Origin of the sequence: Actinosynnema pretiosum (assembly GCF_002354875.1) — a bacterium.
GTDB lineage: Bacteria > Actinomycetota > Actinomycetes > Mycobacteriales > Pseudonocardiaceae > Actinosynnema > Actinosynnema auranticum.
In genome coordinates, this window is the sequence record NZ_CP023445.1 from 739,963 (window position 1) to 761,993 (window position 22,031).

Here is a 22,031-nt window from a genome sequence, read left to right on the forward strand (position 1 = left end):
CCGAGGCGTCCGGACCGACCGGGAGCAGGCACCGTGCCCGCTACGCCGACTGGGTGTAGCGGGCACGCGCCCGTCTGGGGTAGTGACGTAACTTGATCCCCCGATCGGGGCAATGCATATGTTCCCATCTTGACATTGCGTAACGTGAGCCAGAGACTACGGCTGGTGCATCACCTGAATGCGCGATGCATTAGTGGGGAGAGAGGTGACCGCGATGTCTCTTGAGGAGCTGGCCGCACAGCTTCGCCGCGGTGAGATCGAGGACCGGGTCCTGGCGGAGTACGCCGCCGAGTACGCCACCGCAGGGAAGTGCTTCCGCAGCAAGAAGGACGATTGAGCGCGACCGCTTCGAGGCGGGGGAGCGCAGTGCCCCCGTCCGCGGCGGAGCCCGCCGAGGCGACGAGCCCCGAGACGGCGCACTCCGAGGCGATGAGCCCCGAGGCGGCGCGTCCCGGTCCGGGGAGTCCGGGGACGGGCCGCCCGGACGGCTCCGAGGCGGGTGACGCGGGCGCCGAGGCCGGGGGCGGGCGCCCACCTGCCCGCGCCGACGACCCCTTCGCGCGCGCGTCCGCGCCCGACTACGCCGACGCCGAGTCCACCCGCAGCTCCCGCGCCCGCGCCCTGCACCTCGAAGCGGGCGCCGCGCTGCCCGAGGAGCCCTCGTTCCTGGCCGGTCTCGTCCGGTCCGCCGAGTCCGCGCCGGGCTTCCGCGCCGCCCCGCTGACCCGGCCCGCCGCGGCCACCCCCGGCTTCCTGGTCGACCCGGCCGACGTCCCGACGGCCGCGGGACCCGCGCTCCCGTCCCCGACCGCGTTCCGGACCGGCCCCGAGCACCCGCGCGCCGCCCAGGCGGCCTACCCCGGCCAGGACGCCTGCACCAGCCAGAACGCCTACCAGGGCTTGGCCGCACAGCCCGGCTCGGCGTCCTACCCCGGCTCGACCGCCTACCAGGGCCCGGTCGCACAGGGCCCGGCAGCGCAAGGCCCAGTCGCGCAGGGTGGGGCCGCGCAGGGCCCGGCCGCACCGCACCCGGCCCCGAGGGGGTCGGCCGCAGCGGGCTCGGCCGCGCAGCACCCGGTTCCGCAGCACCCGGCCGCGCAGCACCCGACCGCGCAGGGCTCAGTCCCGCGGGACCCGGCCGATCACCGGCCCGAGGTCCCGCAGCGCCCCGCAACCCAATTCCCAGCAACCCAGTTCCCCGGCGCGCAGCCTCCCGGAGCCCAGTTCCCCGCTGCGCACCTCCTCACCTCGCACCTCCCCGCTGCGCACCTCCCCACCGCGCAGCCCCCCGCCCCGCCCCACCCGGCCCCGCCCCACCCGGCCCCGCCGCGCTCGCCCGCGCAGCGCCCCGCCGCCACCCGCACCCTCCCGCTGCGCCCCACCCCGCTGCTCATGCAGGGCCAGGAGTATCTGTTCCGCACCCAGCCCAGGTGCCTGGACTTCCAGGAGCAGGCCCACCGCCTCGGCGTCGTGGACGAGGGCGACGGCAGCCCCGTCCCGTGCGTGCTGGTCCTGGCCCGCTCCGCCGACATGGAGATGAACGAGCTCTCCATCGCCCTCGCCGAGCGCGGCATCCGCATGGTCCGCATCGACGCCGACCGCTGCACCGACCTCCCGCTCACCGTCTACACCGACACCCCGCTGCTGGAGCTGGACCGCTGGCTGGTCCGCCCGCTGCTGGTGTGGCGCAGGCACTTCGAGCTGTCCGCCGTCCCGGTCGAGCCGGGCACGCTCGCGGGCGCCTACGCGGTCGACCAGTGGAACGCCGTCGCGGGCTGGCTGTCGACCCGCCGCGACTGGGCGCACGTCAACCCGGTCAGGCACACCGCCCACCTCGACCGGCTGACGCAGATGGCCGACGCCGCCGCGTTCGGGCTGACCGTGCCGCGCACCGCCGTCACCACCCGCCCCGGCCGCACCAGGCCCGGCGGCGGGCAGTGCATCGTCAAGACCGCCGGGCGGCACCTGCTGGAGCCCCGGCCCGGCGTGCAGCACGGGCTGTTCCCGCGGCCGCTGGAGACCAGCCGGGCGGGCGACGTGCCGGAGACCGCGCCGGTGATAGTGCAGGAGTACGTCACGGCCGAGACCGAGATCCGGGTCTTCACCGTCGACGAGGAGTGCCTGGCCTACCAGGTCGACAAGATCGACCCGGCGCAGCTGTGGGTGGACCCGGACGCGGTCCGGGTGACCCCGGTCGAGGTGCCCGAGGGGCTGCGCGGGAGGCTGTTGGCGCTCGCCCGGCACTGGAGGCTCCAGGTCGCGGCGTTCGACCTGCTCGTCGCGGGTGACGACCACGTGTTCCTCGAGGTCAACGTCAACTGCGACTGGCGGTGGTTCGAGCACCGGGCGGGCGACACCCGCGTCTCCGACGCGGTGCACAGCTGGGTCGCCGGGCGTTTCGAGGAGCTGCTGGGTGCGGGTCAAGGTCGCTGAGCACGCGGCGCTGTCCTACCGGGACGGCACCGCGGTCTGGGACGACTACCTCCACCACCGCCAGTTCGCCATCACCGAGACCGCCGAGCTGCTGTGCCGCAAGTTCGCGACCTTCACCGACGTGGACGCCCTGCTGGCCCCGCTGGCCGAGGCGGACCGGGCGGCGCTGCGCGCGGTGCTGGACGAGCTGATCGGCGCGCGCGTGCTGCTGGTCGAGGGCTCGCCCGAGCACGAGGCCGAGCGGCGGCTCCTGGCGGGCTGGGGCCCGTGGGGCGTGGCGGCCCGGCACTACCACTTCGCCAGCCGCACCCTGGCCGACGCGCCTTACCAGGGCGTGGACGAGCACGACGCCGAGTTGGACGCGAAGCTCGGCACCGACCCGCCGCCCCCGCCCTTCAGGACTATCGGCGGTGTGCGCGTGGATCTTCCCGCGCCCGCCGAGGACCCCGAATGGGGGCGGGAGGGGTTGCGGAGCGTCCTGCTGGGCCGTCGCACAACGCGAGATTTTGGCCGAGGACCGCTTCCGCTCCGCCAAGTGGGTGAAATTTTGGCGGTGCTCGCCGCGCCGTCACCCGCCCGGTCCAGGGTCGGGCGGTCCGGGACCGTCTTCAAGATGACACCATCGGGCGGTGGGCGTCACCCGGTCGAGGTGTACGCGCACGTCAGGGCGGTCGAGGGCGTCGAGCCGGGGTGGTACCACTTCGACCCGCTCGGGCACGCGCTGGAGCGCCTCGGGGTGGTGTGGGCGCCGGAGCAGCTCACCGAGGCCGCTGGCGGACAGGAGTGGGTCGGCGAGGCCGCGCTCGTCCTGGCCTACACCGGGGTGCTCGACCGCACCCGCTGGCGTTATGACACGTCACGGGCTTATCGGGTGGTCCAGATGGACGTCGGGCACCTCTCGCAGACCGCGTACCTGGTCGCCACGGCGATGGGATTCGGCGTCGGTTTCACCGCCGCGCTGCGGGACGAGCTGGTGGAGCGCGCACTCGGTTGTGACGCATATCACGAGATCGTCCTGGGCTTCAGCGCGCTCGGCCCATTACTCGAATGAACGGAATAGCAGTTCGCATTGAGCCGTGCGGGGGATGTGCATCGAACAGCCTCCACGAACGCACGGTAACCGCTTAGGCTCCCCGCTGCCCCCGTAGCCCAACGGGTAGAGGCAGGCTCCTTAAAAGAGTCACAGGTACGGGTTCGAATCCCGTCGGGGGCACGCTCGTGATAGCTGTTCGTCACCCGTTCGCAGGTCAGGGACGTGCGGGCGGGTGACGCGCCGCGATGGAGCCGAAGAGCGGAGTTCACCGCGCGGAGTGGGTCTTTTCCCTTGTCCGTGCAGCGGACCAACGGTTTCGACCCCCTGATTTAGTGAGGGAGTCAGCAGGTCAGCCCGCATTTCCGCACTTTTGCGGACTAAGCGGGGCCGCCGCAAAGCGGCCCCGGCCCGCCCGTTCAGTTCGCCAATCGAGCGTTCACCCAGTCGGTGACCACTTCGTCCAGCACGGCCAGCGGGAGCGGCCCGCCGCCGAGCACGAGGTCGTGGAACTCCCGGATGTCGAACGCCGCCCCGAGCGCCGCCTCGGCCGCCGCCCGCAGCCGCAGGATCTCCAACCGGCCCACCATGTACGACAGCGCCTGGCCGGGCGCCGCGATGTACCGGTCCACCTCGTTCTCGATCTCCACCAGCGCCAGCGGCGTGTTCTCCCGCAGGTACGCCACCGCCCGCTCCCGGCTCCAGCCCTTCGCGTGCAGCCCGGTGTCCACCACGAGCCTGCCCGCGCGCATCGAGTCCAGCGCCAGCATCCCCAGCCGCGCCACGTCGTCCGAGTACAGCCCCATCTCGTCGGCCAGCCGCTCGGTGTAGAGCCCCCAGCCCTCCAGGTAGGCCGTGACGGACGCCATCCGCCGCAGCAGCGGCAGGTCGGTCAGCTCCTGGGCGAGCGAGATCTGGAAGTGGTGGCCGGGCACCGCCTCGTGGAAGGCGATCGCCTCGGCCTGGTAGCGGAACCGCTCCCGCACCCGGTGCGTGTTGGCGTAGTAGGTGCCCGGCCTGCTGCCGTCCAGCGCGGGCGAGGAGTAGTAGGCGGTCGGGGCGCCGGGCGCGTCGTCCGCGGGCACCGCCTCCACCACGCAGCGCTGCGCGGGCAGCCGCCCGAACCACCTCGGCGCGACCTCCTCGGCGCGCGCGATCGCGGTCCTCGCCGCCTCCAGCAGCTCCTCCTCGGTGTCCCAGCGCAGCGCCGGGTCGGTCCGCATCCGCTCGAACACCCCGGCCGCGTCGGAGGGGCCGAACACCCGACCGCCGATCTCGGCGTACTCCCGCTCCAGGTCGGCGATGATCGCCAGCCCGGTCTCGTGCAGCTCGTCCGGCGTGCGCGGGGTCGTGGTGTGGTGGCGGGCCAGCGCGGCGTACGCGGCCTCGCCGTCCGGCAGCCAGCACAGGCCCGGCCGCTCGTCCGGCCGCCCGTCGGGCAGCAGCTCCCGCAGCACCTCCCGGTACGCGGCGAACGCCGGGCGCACCCGCTCGGCCAGCACCCGGTCCCGCTCGGCCGCGACCTCCGCGACCAGCTCGTGCCTGGCCAGCGGGTCGCGCTCGGCGGACAGGTAGCGGTCCAGGTGCGCGATCGCCGCCTCGACGAGGCGCGCGACCGGCCTGCGGCCCGCTGAGCGCCCCGAGCGGTGCCGGTCGGCCACCTGCCCCAGGTACTCCGGGATCGCCGCCAGGCGGGCCACGTAGGCCCGCTGCTGGGCCTCGTCGGAGGGGGTGAGCATGGGGAGCATCGCCAGGAGCATCCCGGCGGGCGCGAAGAACGAGTCGGTGATCGAGTGCTCGACCAGCCGGGCGTCGATCCGGTCCACGATCGCGAGCGCCTGCTGCACGACCACCGCGCGGGTCACCGGGTCGTCGTCCTCGGGCAGCGCCCGCGCCCTGGAGGCGATGTCGAGCGCCCGCGCGCGGGAACCGGCCTCGCCCGCCTCGCTCACGTCCTCCAGGCCCGCGTTGGCCACCGGCAGGCCGTACAGCGCCGCGCCGATCGGGTCCAGGTCCTTGACCAGTTCGAGGAGTTCCTCGGCCAGTCCAGCGGTCGTCGCCATGCGGGTGCTCCCAGCGCTCGTCGTCCCTGCCGGTCATTAGCTTAGGAAACGACCACCCCCGCGCGCGGCCGGAACGCGCGGAAATCGTCGCACCCCCGCAGTGCGGTGCCCGCTCCCGGAACCGCACCCCTGGAGGACCCGTGGCGGACAAGGTCGGCTTCAAGCGGACCGTCCCGAGCTGCACCGCCAAGCGCGACGAGCCGGAGCTCGTCGAGGTCCCCGATCTGCGCCACCTGGCGATCGACGGCGGCGGCGACCCGGACACCGACGCGTGCGCGGACGCCGTCTCGGCCCTCCACCCGGTCGCCTACCGGCTCAAGTTCACCAGCAAGGGGGAACTGGGCCGGGACTACGTCGTGCCCCCGCCGGAGGGCCTGTGGTGGGCCGAGGACCACGCCCCGTTCACCAGCGAGCGCGACAAGGCCAAGTGGCGCCGGACCCTGCTGCTCCTGCTGCCGGACCGGGTCGGCGACGAACTCCTGGCGGGCGCGCTCGACCGCGTCGAGGCGGGCGGCGACCCGCCCGCCCGGCTGCGCGAGGTCCGCGTGGAAGCGCTCTCCGAGGGCCTGTGCGCGCAGGCGCTGCACGTGGGCGCGTACGACGACGAGGCCGAGCCGCTGCGGCGCGTGCACGAGGAGTTCATCCCCGAGCGCGGCCTCGCCCCCACCGGCAGGCACCACGAGGTCCACCTGAGCGACCCGCGCCGCGGCGCCCCCGCCAAGCGCCGCACGATCGTGCGCCAACCGGTCACCAGGCTGCCCTGACGCCCGCCGCCCCGCGCCCACCGGTGGGCGCGGGGCGTCAGTTCATCGCCGCGGGCATCCGGCGGTAGTGCTCCAGCACCTCGGGGTCCTGGAGCTGCATCCACTGCAGCACCTCGGTGTAGGTCGCGCACACCGCGCCGCCCGCGCCGCACGCCTCGCCCATGAACCGCTCCACCGCCTCGCTGAACGCCCCGCCCGCCCAGTCGTTGAAGTGGTTGCCGATCACCACCGGCGCCCGGTTCCCGTTCGCCGCCGCCCGCAGCACCGACCGGTAGGTGTCCACCACGACCTGGGTGAACAGCGGCACGTTCGCCGGATCGGTCTTCTCCTTCGCGCCGTCCAGCGCGTACCAGAGGTTGAAGTCCATCATCACGACCTGCTTGCCCAGCGCGGGAACCCGGACCTCCGGCATCGGGAACTCCCACACCCCGTCCCGCACCGACGGCCACTGCACGCCCAGGCTCACGTGGCTGGTGTCGTAGACGAGCCCGCGCTGCCGCATCGCCGGGAACGCCTGGTCCCACCTGCCCTCCAGGCACGGCGTGCGCCCGCCGCGCACGGCGCTCGGGTCGAGCTTGAACCCCTTCGCGCGGGCCTTCTCCACGATCTGGAAGAACTGCTCCAGCTCGCTGCCCCAGTCCGCGGTGTCCCAGTCGCCGACGCTGGACGCCCCGCCCGCGCAGAAGTGCCCGTTGTAGTGCGTGCCGATCTCGTGCCCGTCGTCGATCGCCTGGTTCAGGTAGCCGATCCGCAGCTCCACGTCCGCCTGCGTGCCGCCGAACCCGATGTCCGACCTGCCCGCGCCCTGCTTGGGCCCCCGGTAGGTCGCCGCGCCCTGCTGCTCGGTCAGCAGGTACACCCCGGACAGCAGCCCGGTGACGTGCGCGCCGGTCCGCGCGGCGATCGGGTTCAGCCGGTCCCAGTGCTCCTTGGACGCCGCGCCGTCGAAGGAGAACAGCAGGAACTGCGGCGGCTTCTCGCCGGGCTGGAGCCTGCGCATCCAGGACGGCGGGTCCGGGTGCGGCGGAACGGTCGGCGCGGGGGCCGCGCTCGCGGACGACCCGGTCGTCACACCGGGCAGCCGCGCGGCCGGTTCGCCCGCGCCCCCGCCCGGCGGCGACTCCCGCGCGCCGAGCACCGCGAGCACGACCAGGACCACCGCGAGCGCGACCACCGTCGAGAGCCAGCCCCATCGCTTCACAACCCTCGTGGACGGGACATTGCGTCCGGAGGTTGCTTTCATGCGGAAACCGGCGCGCCCGCGCGGGCTCCCCACCGGCGGCGCTCAGCCGACCGGCGTCGCCACCACCACGCGGTTCTCCTCGTACCCCAGCTGCCCGCCGACCCACCGGCCGCCGCAGGTCACCAGCACCAGCCGGTGCTCGCCCGACGGCCCGAACAGCTCCACCGCGCGCCGCGGCAGCTCGTCCTTGCGCACCGCCAGCACGTCCCGCACCGCGAACCGGTACTCGGCGCCCGAGGTGTCCACCACGAGCACCTCGCGGCCCGCCTCGGCCCGCCACAGCTCGTCGAACGGCCCCGTCGCGCCCTTCCAGTTCACGTGGCCCGCCAGCACCGTCGCGCCCTCGGGCGCGCCCAGGTCCACGCCCCACCAGGTCGCCTCGCCGACGCCGTCCGGCACCGGCAGCACCCCGTCCGGGGTCACCTCGCTGCGCACCAGCTTCGCGGTGTTCCCCAGGGGCAGCCGCACCGTGCCCGGCCGCACCTGCGCGGCGGGCGGTGGCGGCGGCTCGGGGACCGGGAGGTCGGCGGGCGCGTTCGACCCGGCCCGCATCCCGGCCAGGTCCACGCCGCGCCCGCTGCGCAGGCTGTCGCCCAGCGGGTGCGGCACCACCGGGTCGGCGGGCCTGGCCAGCCCGGTCACCACCGCGTCGGGCGCCGTGATCGCCAGAGCGGCGGTGGTGGACAGGACGCCCACCACCGCCGCACCGGCCAGCAGAGCTCTCACCATCTGCTCAGCACCGCCGGATCATCACCTCAGGCCGCCAGCCGCCGCCGGACCACCAGGCCCAGCGCGACGCCGCCGACCAGCACGGCGCCCGCGAAGCCCGCCACCGCGCCGGGCGCGGTCACCGTGGTGAAGGACGCCGTCGCCAGCGCCACCCCGCCCTCGGAACCGGCCGGGATGGTGATGGGCACGATCGGCTTGTTCGGCTTGTTGCTCAGCTGAAGGACCAGGGTCTGGCCCGGCTCGACCTTCCCGCACGCCTTCGGCGGCGCGTTCGGGTCGTAGTTCTCCTCGTAGCCCTTCGGCGCGGCCACCTCGATCACGCAGATCTCCTGCGGGGTGCGCAGGTCCTCCACGACCGCGGTGCCGTCGGCGCCGGTCTGGAGCACCACGGGGGTGCCCTCCGGCCCGACCAGCGGGCTCTCGTCCTGCAGGACCGCCGGGGTGGACCCGTCCGCCGCGGTCACCCGCAGCGCCGCGCCCGCGAGCGGCTTCTTCGTCTCGGAGTCCACCTTGCCGATCTTCACGATCCCCGGAGGGGTCTTCGCGGAGGCGGACGCGTTCGCGGTGAGCTTCTTCTCGCCACCGGTGGTGACGATGCGCTGCATGGCGCTGTCGGCCGGGACGTGCACGACCGGCTTGTCGGCCGGGCTGTCCAGTCGAACGGCCACCGAGGGGGAGGGGCCGGTCGGGACGACCTTCAGCGTGAGGGGCTTGCCGTCGGCCGGGGTGACCAGCTCCGCGGTCCCGGCGTCGCTGCCCTCGATCTTCGCGTCGGTCAGCTCGGCGGTCACCGGGACCCCGCCGACGCCGCCACCGCTCTGCTTGGACACGGTCACGGTCCAGGTGTCGGCCGTGCCGATCAGCTGGTCGCCGGTCGGCGCGATGACCTGCGCGGCCCACGGGCCCCGGTTGGCCTCGGCGTCGGCCTTCATGCGGGCGATCGCCTCGTGCGCGGAGGCGGGCAGCCGGTCGTAGTTGAACTGCTCGTCGTAGGCGACCTTCTGGAACGGGACGTCGGCCCCGATCGCGATGCCCGCCTGGGCGTCCGGCGCGGCGGTCCAGGTGTGCAGCAGGTGCGACAGCCCAGCGGCCTCGTCGGCCGAGGTCGTGGTGCTGTAGCGCAGCAGCAGGTAGGAGATGTTCGCAGCGACGTCCGGCGCGAGCGACTTGCCGCCCTTGGTGAGCAGCTCGTCGCCTTCCTTGTACTCGACGTCGCTGTCCGGCGCCTTGAGCGCGTAAGCGACGCACCACACTTGCTTCTTGTTCCAGATGTAGGAACCGGACCACCCCGGCCCGTTGGGGCGATCCTTGTAGGGCTGCGCCTCGTGCTGGTAACCGAGCCCCTCCTGCGGCGCCGCTTGGGCGATAGCCGCAGGTAAAGCGAGCAAGGTCACACCGGCCGCGAGCGTAGCCCCAGCGAGTCGTCTCCAGCCCATGATTGGCAAGACTCCCTGAAAATGGGTGCGGAAGGTGCTGGCCTGGTGAGCTTTCCCGGTACCGAAGGTGCGGACAAGCCGCCACTGGGGTACGGGGTGACTACGCTCCGCCACTCAAGTAGGTGGTAACTGACAGCTCCACTGGGTAAAGTCCGTTTTACCCGCCGGGAACCGATCTGCTCGTGCGGACGTTGAACCCCGTGAAGGCGCGAGACGCCAACAGGAGGACACTGAGGTGCGCACCAGCAGCAACCCCGCGTTCCGCAACCTGCCCCAGGGCGGGGGGCCCGCGGGCTTCGGGCAGCAGTACGGACAGGCTCAGCCCTACGGCCAGCAGTACGGCGGCGGCTACCCGCAGCAGCAGGCCTCGGGCGAGCGCCCCATCACGATCGACGACGTGGTCACCAAGACCGCCGTGACCCTGGGCCTGACCCTGGTCACCGGCCTGGTCTCGGCCTGGCTGGTGCTGACGGGCGCGGTCAACCCGATCGCCCTGACGCTCCCCGGCATGATCATCGGTCTCGTCGTCTCGCTGATCATCATCTTCAAGAAGACGCCGAGCGCCCCCCTGGTGCTCACCTACGCCGCGGCCGAGGGCGTGTTCCTCGGCGGCATCACCGGCGTGTTCGAGGCGTTCTTCCCCGGCATCGCCTGGCAGGCCATCCTCGGCACGTTCGGCGTGTTCGCCGGAATGCTCGTGGTCTACAAGACCGGTGCGATCCGCGTCACCCCGCGCCTGACCAAGTGGGTCATCGGCGCGATGGTCGGCGCGGGCGTGCTGATGCTCGCCAACCTGCTCATGGGCCTGTTCGGCGTGAACCTGGGCCTGCGCGACGGCAGCCCGCTGGCGATCGTCTTCTCGCTGGTCGTCATCGGCATCGCGGCCTTCAGCTTCCTGCTGGACTTCGAGGCCGCCAACGAGATGATCCGCAGCGGCGTCCCGTCGAAGTGGGCCTGGTGGGCCGCGTTCGGCCTGATGACCACCCTGGTGTGGCTGTACCTGGAGATCCTGCGCCTGCTGTCCTACTTCCAGAACGACTGACCCGGACGGGTCAGCCCTGGAGGGGGACACCCCGTGCCAACTGGATGAGGAAGGCGCCTCGGCCGTACAGGCTGGGGCGTCTTTCGCCTTTCCGGGGGTCTTCCGGGGCGCGCTCGTCCGGGGGCTTCCCGGGGGCTGCGGGGATGGCCCCGCCGTCAGCAGGGCTGGCCGCTCCTCGGGCCGGGGTGCGCGGCCAGCGCGGCGCCCGCGCCCTCCAGGCGCACCAGGCAGGCCACGCACAGCGGCCCGTGCGCCTGGCCGCCCGCGCCGTCCGGGGGCCTGCGCGCCCCCGAGCAGGCCGCCAGGTGGTCGCCCGCCTGCTGGTCGCCCGGCGGCGGGAAGGCGTGGCACAGCGGGTCCGAGCCGACGCGCCACCACACGTGCGCCATGCCGCCTCCTCCGTTCGGCGGGCTCCCGACCGCCCGGAGGGGGATGCTGCCGGCTGATCACCCGGCCGGACAGGCCCCGCCGGGCGGCGTCCGCGCATTTCCACCGGATGGTTCAACGGCGGGACCGCGCGGACACCGCCCGAGGGCGGCCCTCAGCTCAGCTCAGCCGCTCCAGCACCATCGCCATGCCCTGCCCGCCGCCCACGCACATCGTCTCCAGCCCGAACTGCTTGTCGTGCGTCCGCAGCGAGTTGATCAGCGTCGTGGTGATCCGGGCCCCGGTCATCCCGAACGGGTGGCCGACCGCGATCGCCCCGCCGTTCACGTTCAGCCGGTCCAGGTCGACCCCCAGCTGCCGGTAGGACGGGATGACCTGCGCCGCGAACGCCTCGTTGATCTCCACCAGGTCGATGTCCGACACCGACAGCCCGGCCAGCGCCAGCGCCCGCCGCGAGGCCTCCACCGGCCCCAGCCCCATGATCTCCGGCGACAGCCCGGACACCCCGGTGGACACGATCCGCGCGAGCGGCGTGATCCCCAGCTCCTTGGCCTTCACGTCGCTCATCACCACCAGCGCCGCCGCCCCGTCGTTGAGCGGGCAGCAGTTCCCGGCGGTGACCCGCCCGTCCGGCCGGAACACCGGCTTCAACCCGGACACGCCCTCCAGCGTCACCCCGGCGCGGGGCCCGTCGTCCGCCGAGACGACCGTCCCGTCCGGCGTGGTCACCGGGGTGATCTCCCGAGCCCAGAACCCGCTCGCGATCGCCTGCTCGGCGAGGTTCTGCGACCGGACCCCGAACTCGTCCATCTCCGCCCGCGAGACGCCCTCGGCCAGCGCCAGGTTCTCCGCCGTCTGCCCCATGGCGATGTACACGTCCGGCAGCTCGCCCAGCTCGCGCGGGTCCTGCCAGCCGTCCGCGCCCTGCTCGGCCGCTGCCCGGCCGCGCTCGGCCGCGCCCGCGAACAGCGGGTTCCGGGTGTCCGGCCAGCTGTCCGAGCTGCCCCTGGCGAAGCTGGAGACCACCTCGACCCCGGCGCTGACGAACACGTCGCCCTCGCCCGCCTTGATCGCGTGCAGCGCCATCCGGGTCGTCTGGAGGCTGGACGCGCAGTACCGGGTCACCGTCGTGCCGGGCAGCCCGTCGTGCCCGAGCAGCACGGACACCACCCGCGCCAGGTTGAACCCCTGCTCGCCGCCGGGGAGCCCGCAGCCGAGCATCAGGTCGTCGATCCGCGCCGGGTCCAGCTCGGGCACCTTCTCCAGCGCCGCCCGCACCACCTGCACGGCCAGGTCGTCGGGCCGGACGTCCTTCAACGACCCCTTGCCCGCCCGGCCGATCGGGGAGCGGGCCGCTGAGACGATGACGGCTTCAGGCATGGTGGGAACCCCTTCACGATGTCGCCGTTCGGCGCGCCTCGACGCGCGCCCACGCCCCTCAAGTTAACGCTCGTTCAGCACTTCGTCGCCCGGACAGGTGACCTGGTCCCCGTCCCACCCCGTGCTCGGCGGCGGCGGACGGGCCCTCCCGCCGGATACGCTCGTCCGCGTCGTGGAACGCCGTGGAAGGGACCTGGACCGGTGGAGTACGTCGAGAGCGTCGTCGACCTGGTGGGGAACACGCCGCTGGTGCGGCTCAACGCGGTCGCTGAAGGGCTCAAGCCGCTCGTGCTGGCCAAGGTCGAGTACCTGAACCCCGGCGGCAGCGTGAAGGACCGCATCGCCCTGCGGATGGTGGAGGCGGCCGAGCGGTCCGGCGCCCTGAAGCCCGGCGGCACCATCGTCGAGCCGACCTCGGGCAACACCGGGGTGGGCCTGGCGCTGGTGGCGCAGCAGAAGGGCTACAAGTGCGTCTTCGTCTGCCCGGACAAGGTCAGCGTCGACAAGCGCAACGTGCTCAAGGCCTACGGCGCCGAGGTCGTGGTGTGCCCGACCGCCGTCGCGCCCGAGCACCCCGACTCGTACTACAACGTGTCGGACCGCCTCGTCGCCGAGATCCCCGGCGCGTGGAAGCCCAACCAGTACGCCAACCCGGAGAACCCGGCCAGCCACTACCACGGCACCGGCCCGGAGCTGTGGCGGCAGACCGAGGGCCGGATCACCCACTTCGTGGCGGGCGTCGGCACCGGCGGCACGATCTCCGGCACCGGCCGCTACCTCAAGGAGGCCTCCGAGGGCCGGGTGAAGGTGATCGGCGCGGACCCGGAGGGCTCGGTCTACTCCGGCGGCTCCGGGCGGCCCTACCTGGTCGAGGGCGTCGGCGAGGACTTCTGGCCGGACGCCTACGACCGCACCGTGTGCGACGAGATCGTCGCCGTCTCCGACGCCGACTCGTTCGAGCTGACCCGGCGCCTGGCCCGCGAGGAGGGCCTGCTGGTCGGCGGCTCCTGCGGCATGGCGGTCGCCGCCGCGCTGCGGGTGGCCGAGAAGTGCGGGCCGGACGACGTCGTGGTCGTGCTGCTGCCCGACGGCGGGCGCGGCTACCTGTCGAGCGTGTTCAACGACCAGTGGATGGCCCAGTACGGCTTCCTGGCCCCCGACTCCACCGGCGCGACCGTCGGCGACGTGCTGCGCCGCAAGGACGGCACCATGCCGGACCTGGTGCACGCCCACCCGAACGAGACGGTCGCCGAGGCCGTCGCGATCATGCGCGAGTACGGCGTCTCGCAGATGCCCGTCGTCAACGCCGAGCCGCCGGTCATGGCCGCCGAGGTGGCGGGCGCGGTCAACGAGCGCGACCTGCTCGACGCGCTGTTCACCGGCAAGGCGCACCTGGCCGACCGGCTGGAGTCCCACATGTCGGTCAAGCTGCCCACGATCGGCGCGGGCGAGCCGGTGGGCGCCGCGATGACCGCGCTGTCCTCGGCGGACGGCGCGCTCGTGCTGGACGACGGCAAGCCCGCCGGAGTGGTGACCCGGCAGGACATCCTGGGTTTCCTCGCCGGTCGCTGACCGGTCCCCGAGCGGTTCCCGGAACCGTTCCCACCACCACCGACGGGTCCCGTCCCAGGTCTCTGATCTGGGGCGGGACCCGGCTCGGTTCTGCGGTTGCCCACGATCGGGCGCACGCCATCCGCTAGCGTTGGGCAGGCACATCCGCGAACCACTACGACCAACGGGCACACGCCTAGGGGGTTGGACACTCCGATGAACGCTCCGCAGCCGCCAGGGGACCAGCAGTTCGGCGGTCAGCCCCAGCCCCCCGCGGCTCCCAACCCCGACGCGACCCAGGTCGTGCCGCCGGGCGCGGGCCAGCCCGCCGCGAACCCCGACGCGACCCAGGTCGTGCCGCAGGGAGCGGGCGCGAACCCCGACGCCACGCAGGTGGTCACCCCCGGCATGACCCAGGGCGCGCAGCCCGGCTCCGACGCGACCCAGGTCGTGCCCGGCGGGTCCGGCGCCCAGGCCCCGCAGTACGGCACGCCGTCCGCCTCGGGCGGCTTCCCGGCGCAGCAGCCGGGGTACCCGCCGTCGAACCCGTACGGCCAGCCCGCCGCGCCGAACCCGTACGGCCAGCCCCCGTCCCCGTACGGCCAGCCCGGCTACGGCCAGCAGCCCGCGACGGGCATCCCCCAGGCCTACGGGCACGGCGGCTACGGCCAGCCCGCCCCGCCCGCCGGCGGGTACGCCGAGTGGGGCAGCCGCGTCATCGCAGGCCTGATCGACCAGGGCGTCGTGCTCGTGGCCGCGATCATCGCCGCGGTCCTCATGGGCAGCGTCGGCCCGAGCGACCTCGGCCTCATGATGAGCATCGCCGGGGTCCTCTACCTCGCCGCCATCGGCTGGGGGTTCTACAACCTCTACCTGATGGGCGCCACCGGGCAGTCGTTCGGCAAGAAGATCGCCAAGATCAAGCTGATCAGCGAGGAGACCGGCCAGGTCATCGGCTTCGGCGGCGCGTTCGTGCGCGGCCTGTGCCACTTCGTCGACAGCGCCGCCTGCGGCATCGGCTACTTCGCCCCGCTGTGGGAGAGCAAGAAGCAGACCTGGGCCGACAAGATCGTCAAGACGATCGTCGTCAACGTGCCCGACGCCCCCGGCGGCTACGGGCAGCAGCCCGGCGCCCCCGCGTACGGCCAGCAGCCCGGCTACGGCCAGCAGCCGCCGCAGGGCTACGGGCAGCAGCCCGGTTACGGCCAGGTCCCGCAGGCGGGCTACGGCCAGCCGCAGCAGCCCTACGGCCAGCAGCCCGGCTACGGCCAGGCCCCGCAGCAGCCGTACGGCCAGCCGCCCCAGCCCGGCTACGGCCAGCAGCCGCCGCAGTGGTGAGCTGACCCGCTCCCGCGACGGCGAGAAGCACCCCGAGCGCCCGCCCCACCGCACCGGTGGGGCGGGCGCTCGGCTTTCCGGCCCCCAGCTCGCCCGTCCCCGCCACCCCGGTTCCCCCGCCCCGGTCATCCTGGTTCCCCCGTCCCGCCCACGCCGCGAGACGGGCGGTCCGCTCCGCGCCGGGGCCGTAGATTGACCCCATGACTGACAGCGGCCCACTCGGCTTCGCAACGCGGGCGATCCACACCGGACAGGAGCCGGACCCCACCACCGGCGCGGTCATCCCGCCGCTCTACGCCACCTCCACCTACGCCCAGGACGGCGTCGGCGGGCTGCGCAGGGGCTTCGAGTACTCGCGCACCGGCAACCCCACCCGCACCGCGCTGGAGCAGTGCCTCGCCGCGCTGGAGGGCGGCCGGTTCGGGCGGGCGTTCGCCAGCGGCATGGCCGCCACCGACACCGCGCTGCGGTCGCTGCTGCGCCCCGGTGACCACCTGGTCATCCCGAACGACACCTACGGCGGCACGTTCCGCCTCATCGACAAGGTGCTGTCCCAGTGGGGCGTCGAGCACACCCCCGTCGCGATCTCCGACGTGGACGCCGTGCGCGCCGCGATCCGCCCCAGCACCAAGCTGGTGTGGGTCGAGACGCCGACCAACCCGCTGCTCAACATCGCCGACATCGCCCTGCTGGCCGACGCCACCCGCGACGCGGGCGTGACGCTGGTCGTGGACAACACGTTCGCCTCGCCCTACCTGCAGAACCCGCTCGACCTCGGCGCGGACGTGGTCATGCACTCCACGACCAAGTACCTGGGCGGCCACTCCGACCTCATCGGCGGCGCGCTGGTCACCTCCGACGAGGAGCTCGACACCAAGTTCGCGTTCCTGCAGAACGGCTCCGGCGCGGTGCCCAGCCCGTTCGACGCGTGGCTGACCCTGCGCAGCCTCAAGACCCTCCAGGTCCGCATGGAGAAGCACTCGGACAACGCCGAGGCGGTCGCGCAGGCCCTGTCCGCGCACCCGAAGGTCGAGCGCGTGCTCTACCCCGGCCTGCCCGAGCACCCCGGCCACGAGACGGCGGCCAAGCAGATGCGCCGGTTCGGCGGCATGGTGTCGTTCCTGGTCAAGGGCGGCGAGCAGGCCGCGCTCGACGTGTGCGCGCGCACGGAGGTGTTCACGCTGGCCGAGTCGCTGGGCGGCGTCGAGTCGCTGATCGAGCACCCCGGCCGCATGACGCACGCCAGCGTCGCGGGCACCGAGCTGGAGGTCCCGGCCTCGCTCGTGCGGATCTCGGTCGGCCTGGAGGACGCGGACGACCTGATCGCCGACCTGTCGCAGGCCCTGGCCTGACGGACGGGCTTGGCGGACGGGCCCCGAGCGGGCCCCGACGAGCGGGCCCCGACGACGAACGGGGGCGCCGGACCCAGGTCCGGCGCCCCCGCCCGTCAGCTCCCGCTGCTCAGCTCTTCGCGTACCGCTCGGCGGCCTTGGCCCTGGCCTTCGCCGCCTCGACCTCCCGGTCCCTGGGCGCCGCGGTGGTGACCAGCTCGCCCAGCAGCGCCCTGGTCGCCTCGGCCACGGCCGCGACGGCCGCCGCGAACGCCTCGGCGTTCGCCGCCGACGGCCGGGTGCTGCCGCTGACCTTGCGGACGTACTGGAGCGCCGCCGCCTCGACCTCGTCCTCGGTGGCGGGCGGTTCGAAGTTGTGGAGCACGCGGATGTTGCGGCACACGGCTTCTGCCACCTCCGAGGTGTCGGGTCAGGGCTGGGACCAGGTCAGGGCTGGAAGGGGTACTTGGCGTTGTCCGCCTGGACCGGAGCGGGTTCCAGGTCGGCGCCGTCCACGCAGCCACCCACGTACACGACCACATCGCCTTGCTCGACGAACCTGCCGACCTCGCCGCAACCAGCGTGCGCGACGGTGAAGAAGGCAGTCCCGGTGAGCGCCACGGCTGTGGCCACCGCTCCGGCGAACGACACGAACCGCGTCGAGAGCGCCATGCCACCTCCCCGGTGAGTGCTCGAACCCACCGCGAGCCTACCCGGACCACACACCGCAGCGCCCGCGTCCTCCGCAGGTCGACGGGCGGTAACGGCAGGTAGGGGGTGTGCCACACCCTCGGTGATCACCCGGTCAGAGGTTGCCCCTGCGCTCCTGCTCGCGCTCGATCGCCTCGAACAGGGCCTTGAAGTTGCCCTTGCCGAAGCCGAGCGAGCCGTGCCGCTCGATCAGCTCGTAGAACACCGTCGGCCGGTCGCCCACCGGCTTGGTGAAGATCTGCAGCAGGTAGCCGTCCTCGTCCCGGTCCACGAGCACCTTGTGCTCCTGGAGCACCTCGATCGGCAGCCGCACCTGCCCGATGCGGGCCCGCAGCTCCGGGTCCTCGTAGTAGGAGTCGGGGGCGTCCAGGAACTCCACGCCCGCCGCGCGCATCGCGGTGATCGTGCCGATGATGTCGTTGGTGGCCAGCGCGATGTGCTGCACGCCCGCGCCGCCGTAGAACTCCAGGTACTCGTCGATCTGCGACTTCTTCTTGCCCAGCGCGGGCTCGTTGAGCGGGAACTTGACCCGGTGGTTGCCGTTCGACACCACCTTGCTCATCAGCGCCGAGTACTCGGTGGCGATGTCGTCGCCGACGAACTCCGCCATGTTCACGAAGCCCATGACGCGGTTGTACCAGGAGACCCACTCGTCCATGCGGCCCAGCTCGACGTTGCCGACGCAGTGGTCGACCGCCTGGAACAGCCGCTTCGGCGCGCCCTCCGGCCTGCGGACCTGGGTCTGCCGCGCCTCGTAGCCCGGCAGGTACGGGCCGGTGTAGCGGGAGCGGTCCACCAGGCTGTGGCGGGTCTCGCCGTAGGCCGCGATGGCCGCCCTCCGCACGGTGCCGTGCTCGTCGGACACGTCGTGCGGCTCCTCCAGCACGGTCGCGCCCTGCGCGCGGGCGTGCGCCACGCACTTGTCCACGTCGGCGACCTCCAGCGCGAGGTCCACGACGCCGTCGCCGTGCGCCCGGTGGTGCTCCAGCAGCGGGCTGCCCGGCCGGACCCCGCCGTGCACCACGAACCGGGCCGACCCGGACTTCAGCACGTACGACTTGTGGTCGTGCTGACCGGTCTCCGGGCCCGCGTAGGCGACCAGGTCCATCCCGAACGCGGACTGGTAGAACAGCGCGGCCTGGGTGGCGTTGCCGACCACGAAGACCACGGCGTCCATCGACCGCACGGGGAACGGGTCCCGCGTCCCGTCGTAGTCGACCAGGCCCACCAGTTGGCGGAGCTGGTCGTAGCTCACGTCGTCAAGCTGATGCGTCATGGGCCACAGCGTGAGCCTGCGTGCGCAAGGTGGGCAACAGTCCGGGTTTCCGCTGAGCAGAATGTACAGTGGGCTGTGCCCGATGACCGGCAGGCTGAGCACTCTGACCACGAGGTGGACGTGGTGGACGCGCTCGACGCGCGGTTGCTGCTGCTGCTCACCGACGAGCCCAGGCTGGGCGTGCTGGAGTGCTCGCGCAGGCTCGGCGTCGCGCGCGGCACCGTGCAGGCCAGGCTGGACCGGCTGGTGGCGCGCGCCGTGCTGACCGGCTTCCCGCCCGCGCTGGACCTGGCCGCGATGGGCTACGGGCTGACCGCGTTCGCGGTGCTGGAGATCGCGCAGGGCGGGCGCCAGGGGGTCGTGCGGGGGCTGTCGGCGATCGACGAGGTGTGCGAGGTGCACGCCACCACCGGGCAGGGCGACCTGTTCGCGCGCTTGGTGGCCAGGTCGAACGACGACCTGCAGCGGGTCATCGACGAGATCGTGGCGGTGCCGGGGGTGCGCAGGATGTCGACGTCCATCGCGCTGTCGACCCCGGTGCCGCCGAGGGTGCGCCCGCTGCTGGAGCGGGTCCGCCGGGGACGCCCCGCCCGCTGAGCACCCGGCCGCCGACCGCCCGGCCGCTGACCGCCCGGCCGCCGACCGGGTCGCCGACCAGGCCGCTGACCTGCCCCGACACGCGAAAAGGGCGGGTCGGCGCCGCGGCGCCCGTCCCGCCCTCCCTGCTCGGATGCTCGAAGGGCGGCCATCCTGTCCGGTGGCCGCCCGTGGCATCCAGCGCCGTTCAGCTCGCGTACGGGACCGCCTTGATCAGCGTCACCTTCATGGTGCTGCCGTTGGGCAGTTCGTACTCGCGGGTCTCGCCGTCCTTCGCGCCCAGCAGGGCCTTGCCCAGCGGGGACGAGGGGGAGTAGACCTCCGTGCCGCCGTGCGCGCCCTCCTCGCGGGTGGCGAGCAGGAACTCCTCGGTCTCGTCGTCGCCCTCGTAGCGCACCGTGAGCACCATGCCCGGCGCGGCGATCCCGGTGACGGTCGGCGCCTCGCCGACCTTGGCGACGCGGAGCAGCTCCTGGAGCTGGCGGATGCGGGCCTCCTGCTTGCCCTGCTCCTCGCGCGCCGCGTGGTAACCGCCGTTCTCGCGGAGGTCGCCCTCCTCACGGCGGGCGTTGATCTCCGCGGCGATGACCGGACGGTTCTCGATCATCTCGTCCAGTTCGGCCTTGAGCCGGTCGTAGGCCTCCTGGGTCAGCCAGGTCACCTCGGTGTCGCTCACGGTCACCAACTCCTCGTCTTGCTCCAGGCCTGCCTGCGTGGGCCGGCAGTTCCCGGACGCGAACGCCCGGAACGGAAAAACACGGCCCGCGCCGGGGCCGTGCTGAAGGGCTAGGGTAACACGACGGCAACGGCCGCCGGCCGGTTTCAGTTCCCGGCCGCGGCCCCAAACTCGCAGATCACCCGCTTGGCCGCTCCGGGCGGCCCACCGCCGCTACTCCCGGTTCAAATAGGCGGGCACCTCGTAGGAGCAACCGAAGACCTCTCCGGTCACCGGGGGCTTGGACGTGCGCACGACACCGGTCTCCACGGTGCCCCCGTCGCTCGCGGGGACGAGCACCTCGCGCCTGCCCGCCTCCTCGCCGTCCAGCGAGAGCGCGCGCAGCACGCACACGACCGGGCGCTCGGGCTGGTCGCGGTCGACGGTGAAGACGACCTCCATCAGGTCGTCGCCCAGCGCGTTGTACCGGAGCTTGTCGGAGGCGATCGGGGACGAGCCGAAGTTCGCGTACCCGGCCCAGCCGACCGCGGCGCCCGCCAGGACCCCGGCTACCAGGAGTGACCAGCGGGCCCACTTGGGCAGCGGCTTCCTGGCCGTTCCGTACCTGCCTTCGGGGAGCTCGCGCCGTGCCACTTCCGTGATCCTCCCGCCGGTGGGGAACAATCCACCTCGACAACCGAGTTGAAGTGTCGCAGGGCCCGACCGGGCCTTTAACGGCAGGGTTCCGGAGGAACTGCACGGCATGGGTGAGAAGCTGCGGCTGATGGCGGTGCACGCGCACCCCGACGACGAGTCGAGCAAGGGCGCGGCCACGATGGCCAAGTACGTCGCCGAGGGTCACGAGGTCATGGTGGTGACCTGCACCGGCGGTGAGGCGGGCAGCATCCTGAACCCCGCGATGGACCGGCCCGAGGTGCTCGCCAACATGGGCGAGATCCGCAGGGCGGAGATGGCGCGCGCCGCGGAGATCCTGGGCATCCAGCACCGCTGGCTCGGGTTCGTCGACTCCGGCCTCCCGGAGGGCGACCCGCTGCCCCCGCTGCCCGAGGGCTGCTTCGCCCTCGTGCCGCTGGAGGAGTCGGTGCCCCCGCTGGTGGAGGTGATCCGCGAGTTCCGGCCGCACGTCATCGTCACGTACGACGAGAACGGCGGGTACCCGCACCCCGACCACATCCGCTGCCACGAGGTCTCGATCGCCGCGTTCGACGCGGCGGGCGACCCGGACGCGCACCCGGAGCTGGGTGAGCCGTGGCAGCCGCTCAAGCTGTACTACTCGCACGGCTTCTCGCGGGCCAAGCTGACCGCCTTCCACGAGGCGATCCTGGCCATGGGCGAGGAGTCGCCCTACACCGAGTGGCTGTCCGGCTGGAACAAGGACCAGCCCGACGTCATGGAGCGGGTCACCACGCAGGTCGAGTGCGCGGACTACTTCCCGCAGCGCGACGCCGCCCTGCTGGCCCACGCCACCCAGATCGACCCGGCGAGCCGCTGGTTCGCGGTGCCGCTGGAGCTCCAGCGCGAGCTGTGGCCGACCGAGGAGTACGAGCTCCACCGGTCGCTGGTCGACAGCACCGTGCCGGAGGACGACCTGTTCGCGGGGATTCGGGAGAGGGTGACGGTGTGAGCCCGGTGCAGTGGTCGCAGACCACCGCCATGGTGGTGGCGCAGCAGCCGAGGGACAACGACCCCGGCGGTCAGAAGGAGGACTTCGGCAAGTCCTCCCCGGTCGGCCTGCTGATGCTGGTGCTGCTGCTGGCGTCGGTGTTCCTGCTGGTCAGGTCGATGAACAAGAAGCTGAAGAAGCTGCCCGCCTCGTTCGACGCGCCGGGCGCGGGCGAGGGGGCCGAGGCGAAGGCGCCGGTGAGCGCGGGCGCGAGCGTCATCGCCGCGGGCAAGGCCGCCGCGAAGGCCGCCAAGGCCGAGAAGAGGGCGGGCGGGGACGCCGCCCCGGCCGCCGAGGCGCCGAAGCAGGACTGAGCCCGGCCGCGGGCGAGCGCGGGGCGGGGACGGGGGCGCGGGCTCCCGACCCCGCCCCGTCGCGCTC

Annotated in this window: 22 protein-coding genes and 1 tRNA gene; 12 read left to right on the plus strand and 11 right to left on the minus strand. The window is 73.1% G+C overall.

Features of this window, described 5'->3' with window-relative positions:
* Positions 1-214: 214 nt before the first annotated feature.
* The 4 genes from CNX65_RS37700 to CNX65_RS03440 all read left to right on the plus strand — a co-directional run bounded on the left by CNX65_RS37700 (position 215) and on the right by CNX65_RS03440 (position 3,646).
* Positions 215-337 (plus strand): hypothetical protein, encoded by a 123-nt coding sequence (locus tag CNX65_RS37700; RefSeq protein WP_012783314.1) that lies wholly within the window; start codon positions 215-217, stop codon positions 335-337.
* Positions 338-366: 29 nt separating this feature from the next.
* Positions 367-2,433, plus strand: coding sequence for a hypothetical protein (locus tag CNX65_RS36665; protein ID WP_232519688.1), 2,067 nt, complete (start codon positions 367-369; stop codon positions 2,431-2,433).
* The gene (locus CNX65_RS03435) at positions 2,414-3,484 is read left to right on the plus strand and encodes a SagB family peptide dehydrogenase (protein ID WP_096491465.1); all 1,071 of its coding nucleotides are present in this window, start codon (positions 2,414-2,416) and stop codon (positions 3,482-3,484) included. The genes CNX65_RS36665 and CNX65_RS03435 overlap by 20 nt, the downstream gene beginning before the upstream one ends.
* An 87-nt stretch (positions 3,485-3,571) precedes the next feature.
* A tRNA-Leu gene (locus CNX65_RS03440) sits at positions 3,572-3,646 on the plus strand.
* A gap of 236 nt (positions 3,647-3,882) precedes the next feature.
* On the opposite strand, the gene CNX65_RS03445 is transcribed toward CNX65_RS03440, so the two are convergent.
* Positions 3,883-5,526: a DUF885 domain-containing protein gene (locus CNX65_RS03445; protein ID WP_096491466.1), complete on the minus strand. Its 1,644-nt coding sequence runs from the start codon at positions 5,524-5,526 to the stop codon at positions 3,883-3,885.
* A gap of 140 nt (positions 5,527-5,666) precedes the next feature.
* Here CNX65_RS03445 and CNX65_RS03450 point away from each other — a divergent pair, with 140 nt between their 5' ends.
* On the plus strand, positions 5,667-6,290 hold the full coding sequence (locus CNX65_RS03450; RefSeq protein ID WP_096491467.1) for a GyrI-like domain-containing protein: 624 nt from the start codon (positions 5,667-5,669) through the stop codon (positions 6,288-6,290).
* A 37-nt stretch (positions 6,291-6,327) separates the two neighbouring features.
* Here the strand turns inward: CNX65_RS03450 and CNX65_RS03455 are convergent, their stop codons facing one another.
* The 3 genes from CNX65_RS03455 to CNX65_RS03465 all read right to left on the minus strand — a co-directional run bounded on the left by CNX65_RS03455 (position 6,328) and on the right by CNX65_RS03465 (position 9,656).
* Positions 6,328-7,491 (minus strand): polysaccharide deacetylase family protein, encoded by a 1,164-nt coding sequence (locus tag CNX65_RS03455; RefSeq protein ID WP_177154493.1) that lies wholly within the window; start codon positions 7,489-7,491, stop codon positions 6,328-6,330.
* An 84-nt stretch (positions 7,492-7,575) separates the two neighbouring features.
* Entirely contained in the window at positions 7,576-8,262 is a 687-nt protein-coding gene (locus CNX65_RS03460) for a class F sortase (protein WP_096491469.1), read from the minus strand.
* 26 nt (positions 8,263-8,288) lie between these two features.
* Complete coding sequence (locus CNX65_RS03465; protein ID WP_096491470.1) at positions 8,289-9,656, minus strand: MSCRAMM family protein; 1,368 nt, start codon at positions 9,654-9,656, stop codon at positions 8,289-8,291.
* Between the two features lie 277 nt (positions 9,657-9,933).
* Between CNX65_RS03465 and CNX65_RS03470 the strand changes: the two genes are divergently transcribed.
* Entirely contained in the window at positions 9,934-10,740 is an 807-nt protein-coding gene (locus CNX65_RS03470) for a Bax inhibitor-1/YccA family protein (RefSeq protein ID WP_096491471.1), read from the plus strand.
* Between the two features lie 155 nt (positions 10,741-10,895).
* Here CNX65_RS03470 and CNX65_RS03475 read toward each other — a convergent pair whose 3' ends face one another.
* The gene (locus CNX65_RS03475; protein ID WP_096491472.1) at positions 10,896-11,129 is read right to left on the minus strand and encodes a hypothetical protein; all 234 of its coding nucleotides are present in this window, start codon (positions 11,127-11,129) and stop codon (positions 10,896-10,898) included.
* 157 nt (positions 11,130-11,286) lie between these two features.
* Positions 11,287-12,507 carry an acetyl-CoA C-acetyltransferase gene (locus tag CNX65_RS03480; RefSeq protein ID WP_096491473.1) on the minus strand — a complete coding sequence of 407 codons (1,221 nt, stop codon included), beginning with the start codon at positions 12,505-12,507 and terminating at the stop codon, positions 11,287-11,289.
* A 201-nt stretch (positions 12,508-12,708) separates the two neighbouring features.
* Here CNX65_RS03480 and CNX65_RS03485 point away from each other — a divergent pair, with 201 nt between their 5' ends.
* The 3 genes from CNX65_RS03485 to CNX65_RS03495 all read left to right on the plus strand — a co-directional run bounded on the left by CNX65_RS03485 (position 12,709) and on the right by CNX65_RS03495 (position 16,748).
* The gene (locus CNX65_RS03485) at positions 12,709-14,079 is read left to right on the plus strand and encodes a cystathionine beta-synthase (protein WP_096491474.1); all 1,371 of its coding nucleotides are present in this window, start codon (positions 12,709-12,711) and stop codon (positions 14,077-14,079) included.
* A 195-nt stretch (positions 14,080-14,274) separates the two neighbouring features.
* Positions 14,275-15,396: an RDD family protein gene (locus tag CNX65_RS03490; protein WP_096491475.1), complete on the plus strand. Its 1,122-nt coding sequence runs from the start codon at positions 14,275-14,277 to the stop codon at positions 15,394-15,396.
* Between the two features lie 200 nt (positions 15,397-15,596).
* Entirely contained in the window at positions 15,597-16,748 is a 1,152-nt protein-coding gene (locus CNX65_RS03495; RefSeq protein ID WP_096491476.1) for a cystathionine gamma-synthase, read from the plus strand.
* Positions 16,749-16,857: 109 nt separating this feature from the next.
* Here the strand turns inward: CNX65_RS03495 and CNX65_RS03500 are convergent, their stop codons facing one another.
* The 3 genes from CNX65_RS03500 to hppD form a co-directional block, all read right to left on the minus strand.
* Positions 16,858-17,130 carry a DUF2277 domain-containing protein gene (locus tag CNX65_RS03500; protein WP_096491477.1) on the minus strand — a complete coding sequence of 91 codons (273 nt, stop codon included), beginning with the start codon at positions 17,128-17,130 and terminating at the stop codon, positions 16,858-16,860.
* 44 nt (positions 17,131-17,174) lie between these two features.
* A complete protein-coding gene (locus CNX65_RS03505) occupies positions 17,175-17,399 on the minus strand; it encodes a hypothetical protein (protein WP_096491478.1) in 225 nt (74 codons plus the stop codon).
* Positions 17,400-17,532: 133 nt separating this feature from the next.
* Positions 17,533-18,714: a 4-hydroxyphenylpyruvate dioxygenase gene (hppD, locus tag CNX65_RS03510; protein WP_096491479.1), complete on the minus strand. Its 1,182-nt coding sequence runs from the start codon at positions 18,712-18,714 to the stop codon at positions 17,533-17,535.
* Between the two features lie 75 nt (positions 18,715-18,789).
* Here hppD and CNX65_RS03515 point away from each other — a divergent pair, with 75 nt between their 5' ends.
* Positions 18,790-19,311, plus strand: a complete 522-nt coding sequence (locus CNX65_RS03515; protein WP_177154494.1) for an Lrp/AsnC family transcriptional regulator — start codon at positions 18,790-18,792, stop codon at positions 19,309-19,311.
* A 187-nt stretch (positions 19,312-19,498) separates the two neighbouring features.
* Here the strand turns inward: CNX65_RS03515 and greA are convergent, their stop codons facing one another.
* Together greA and CNX65_RS03525 are read right to left on the minus strand one after the other, a co-directional pair.
* A complete protein-coding gene (gene greA / locus CNX65_RS03520) occupies positions 19,499-19,993 on the minus strand; it encodes a transcription elongation factor GreA (protein ID WP_096491480.1) in 495 nt (164 codons plus the stop codon).
* A 207-nt stretch (positions 19,994-20,200) separates the two neighbouring features.
* Complete coding sequence (locus CNX65_RS03525) at positions 20,201-20,620, minus strand: DUF4307 domain-containing protein (protein WP_096491481.1); 420 nt, start codon at positions 20,618-20,620, stop codon at positions 20,201-20,203.
* A gap of 109 nt (positions 20,621-20,729) precedes the next feature.
* Between CNX65_RS03525 and mca the strand changes: the two genes are divergently transcribed.
* Both mca and CNX65_RS03535 read left to right on the plus strand, forming a co-directional pair.
* Entirely contained in the window at positions 20,730-21,611 is an 882-nt protein-coding gene (mca, locus tag CNX65_RS03530) for a mycothiol conjugate amidase Mca (RefSeq protein ID WP_096491482.1), read from the plus strand.
* A 29-nt stretch (positions 21,612-21,640) separates the two neighbouring features.
* On the plus strand, positions 21,641-21,964 hold the full coding sequence (locus CNX65_RS03535; protein WP_096497589.1) for a hypothetical protein: 324 nt from the start codon (positions 21,641-21,643) through the stop codon (positions 21,962-21,964).
* Positions 21,965-22,031: the final 67 nt, after the last annotated feature.